This window comes from Pseudorhodoplanes sp. (genome assembly GCF_035565795.1).
In the GTDB taxonomy this organism is placed as follows: domain Bacteria; phylum Pseudomonadota; class Alphaproteobacteria; order Rhizobiales; family Xanthobacteraceae; genus Pseudorhodoplanes.
This window is the reverse complement of sequence record NZ_DATMRV010000260.1, coordinates 1-3,413: the sequence shown is the minus strand read 5'-3', so window position 1 is coordinate 3,413 and position 3,413 is coordinate 1. Positions and strand designations below refer to the sequence as shown.

Annotated in this window: 3 protein-coding genes, 1 tRNA gene and 1 pseudogene; all 5 read left to right on the top strand. The window is 65.0% G+C overall.

Translation table 11 applies throughout. The features are described 5' to 3' along the window. Positions 1-118, top strand: a pseudogene (locus VNZ93_RS23490) (cold-shock protein); the annotation flags it as partial. A 128-nt stretch (positions 119-246) separates the two neighbouring features. Next, positions 247-654, top strand: coding sequence for a hypothetical protein (locus VNZ93_RS23485; protein ID WP_325711188.1), 408 nt, complete (start codon positions 247-249; stop codon positions 652-654). Positions 655-781: 127 nt separating this feature from the next. After that, complete coding sequence (locus VNZ93_RS23480; protein WP_325711185.1) at positions 782-2,029, top strand: YjgN family protein; 1,248 nt, start codon at positions 782-784, stop codon at positions 2,027-2,029. A gap of 40 nt (positions 2,030-2,069) precedes the next feature. Further along, a complete protein-coding gene (locus VNZ93_RS23475) occupies positions 2,070-3,191 on the top strand; it encodes a M48 family metallopeptidase (RefSeq protein WP_325711182.1) in 1,122 nt (373 codons plus the stop codon). 138 nt (positions 3,192-3,329) lie between these two features. Further along, positions 3,330-3,404, top strand: a tRNA-Glu gene (locus VNZ93_RS23470). Positions 3,405-3,413 lie beyond the last annotated feature (9 nt).

The following is a 3,413-nucleotide window of genomic DNA, read 5'->3' as shown; positions in this document are numbered from 1 at the left end:
CAGCGCCGTTGAGCGCGCTGGCATGCGCGGCCTGAACGAAGGTCAGAAGATCTCGTACGAGCTCCGCGCCGATCGCAAGACCGGCAAGTCCTCGGCCGACAACCTGCAGGCCGCGTAACCGCGGTTTGCTGCAGGCCGCGTGAACCGCGGTTGTTGCAGGCCGCGTAAGGCGGCGGCAAGCAAGCGAACGCTCGCCACGGATGTACTGGCAAGGTTCGCTTTGAGAAGGCGATACGAATTTTTTCGATGATTGCCGTTGTGATGGCCGGGCTTGTCCCGGCCATTTTCATTTGCGGCGGCGCACATTCATTGCGATGCGGCCGCGAGACGATCGGCGCGGTTCCCGCGCATCACGCAGATTTTCAGAAATTTTCAGCGGCACCCGATCGGCGTGCGCGCGTTATTTCCCCACGCCCGATCCGGGCGGCATCCCGAACAGCCGGAGACATGATTCTGCGCGCAAGCAGAGGAGGGATTTCCATGTCCGATTTGTCGATTGGTGATTTGATTCCGAAGCCCACGCCGCCCTGTCCCGTATGCGGCGGCGAAACCATCCTTGCGGAGGTGCACAAGGCGGTCGCGAAGGTGACCGACGTGTTTCGCTGCAAGCGATGCGATGTGGAATATCCGGTGGCGCGGAAGGCGCAGGGATGACTTGGGTGAAAACCGCCATCGATCATTAATCGAACCCGCAATCAGCTCGATCATCGTACCTACAATCCCTCCATCCTTGCGCTAGACTTCAATCCGCTTTGAACCCTTTCCGCGCGAGTGACGACGCATGCACGGGGGTGTGACCCCTGCGGGAGAAAGCCCGCCCGAATCTTCGCGTCCCGAACAGGGCGCCGATCAGGAGCGCGTGGTCGTCATGCACAAGCCGGTGTCGGTTCCTCAGATTTCGCAAGGGCAGGCGGGTGAAGCCGCGCCCGTCCCGCAAGCCATCGCCTTCACCGGCGAGCGGCGCGACTTTCGAAAGCTGGTGACGCGCGGCGCGCTGCTCGAACTGGTTACCCTCGGCTTCTATCGCTTCTGGCTCGCGACCGACATGCGGCGGCATCTGTGGTCGCACACCGAGGTGCATGGCGATGCGGCCGAATATACCGGCACCGCGAAGGAGCTGTTCATCGGCTTCCTGGTCGCGATGGCGATCCTTGTGCCCGTTTATGTCGCGTATTTCTTCGTCGGCCTCGAGGCCGAGCGCGTGCAGGCCTTCGCCTCGCTGCCGCTGATCGCCTTCCTCTATGTGTTCACGCAATTCGCGCTCTATCGCGCGCGCCGCTATCGCATGACGCGCACGGTGTGGCGCGGGGTGCGATTCAGCATGGGCGGCTCCGGCTGGTCCTATGCGTGGCGTGCGTCGCTCTGGACGCTGTGGGTGTGGGTGACGCTCGGGCTCGCGCTGCCCTGGCGCGCCGCGGCACTCGAGCGCTTCAAGATGCGCTACACGTCCTATGGCACGCTGCAGGGCTCTTTCGAGGGGACGGGTGGCGCCTTCTTCAGGCAGGGCTGGTGGCTGTGGCTGCTGATGTGGCCGACGGCGATGTTCATCTTCCCGATCCCGTTCCTCTACGCGATGTACAAGGCGATCGAGTGGCGCTGGTGGGTGAACGGCCTGCGCTTCGGTGCGGTGCGCTTCGAAAGCGATCTCGATATCGCCGACCTGATGGGCTTCTACTGGAAGGTGATCGGCTGGCTGTGTCTGGCCCTGCTGGTGATGTCGCTGTGGTTCGGTGCCGTGTTCGGCCTTGGCCATCTCGCCATCGGCAATGGCCTCGAAGGCGAGGCCAAAATGGCCGCGGTGATGGCGAACCCGTTCGTCCTGGTCGGCATGGGCGTCGGCTACCTCGGGACCGCAATGGCCTTCAACGTGATTCTTCGGATGTATCTGGTGCGCGACCTGTGGGCCAGGGTGTGCGAGACCAGTGTGGTGCATAACCTAGCGGCGGCCGACAACATCGCGGTGCTGGGTGAAGCCGCAAGCGCAATCGGTGAGGGCTTTGCCGACAGCCTGGATATCGGTGGGTTCTGATTCGATATCGGGAGGACGTTGACCCCGGATGGTTCATGCGATGACTGACGCCTCCGATACAACGACAATCGCCGCCGTGTTCTATGACGGCACCTCGAACCGCAAGCGCAGCGTGACCCTGCGCTTTGCGGATGCGATGGAGATTGTCGAAGACGGTGCCGTCGTCGCCACCTGGCCGTTTGCCGATGTGCGGCGCGCCGACGGCAGGAAGGCGCTGCGCCTGATGTGCACCAGCGCGCCGCCGCTCGCGCGGCTCGAAATCGCAGACGCCGACGCGGCCGCCCGGGTGACGGTGCATTTTCCGCAACTGGACGCAGGACGCGCCGGCGCGCAAACCGGCCGCATCGTCGCCTGGTCGCTCGCGGCCGCGGTGTCGATCGTGTTTGTCACCATCTTCGGCATTCCGCTGATCGCCGACCGGCTCGCGCCGCTCGTGCCCTACGCCGTGGAGAAGCGCATCGGCGAAGCAGTGGACCGCCAGGCGCGCGCAGTCTTTGGCGGGCAGGTCTGCACGCGGCCGGACGGCAAGGCCGCGTTCGACAAGATGATGTCGAAGCTGAAGGACGCGGGCGGCTTCGATGCGCCGCTCGAAGCGCATGTGCTCTCGTCCAGCATCACGAATGCCTATGCGCTGCCGGGCGGCAAGGTCTATCTGCTCGACGGACTGCTGCAGCGCGCAAAGAGCGTTGACGAGGTGGCCGGCGTGATGGCGCATGAACTCGGCCATGCGCAGAATCGCGACGGCCTGCGCAAGATCATCCAGACCGGCGGCTCGTCGTTCCTGATCGGGCTGCTGTTCGGCGATGTGACCGGCGGCTCGGCGATGCTGTTCGCGGCGCGCTCGATCGTGGACGCATCCTATTCGCGCGAGGCCGAGACGCGCGCCGACGATTTCACCATCAAGGCCATGCGCGGCCTTGGCCGCTCGCCGCGGCCGATGGGCGAATTTCTGGTGCGCGTCACCGGCGGCGGACGCATCGCCACTGTGATCGACAGCCATCCGCTCAGCGCCGACCGGCTCGACCGGATGAAACAGGACGATCGCGGGGTGGCCGGCGCGCCGATCCTCACCGAACAGGAATGGCAGGCGCTGCGGGCGATCTGTTCCGACGTGAAGAAGGATCCCGGAAAGGGCGGCGAGCGCTTCATCGACCGTAAGTAGCAGTAGCGCCGGCGCAGGCAAGACGGCCGCTCGGCGCCGCCACCGTCGCGAGCGTTATGACGGCCGGCCGAGGGCTGATCCGCGGAGGCGCAGGGCCGCGCTTGCACGGGCCGCAGAACGCGGCTATCTCAGGGCCACGCTCCCTTCGTCTAGCGGTTAGGACGCGGCCCTCTCAAGGCTGAAACAGGGGTTCGATTCCCCTAGGGAGCGCCAACGATTTCA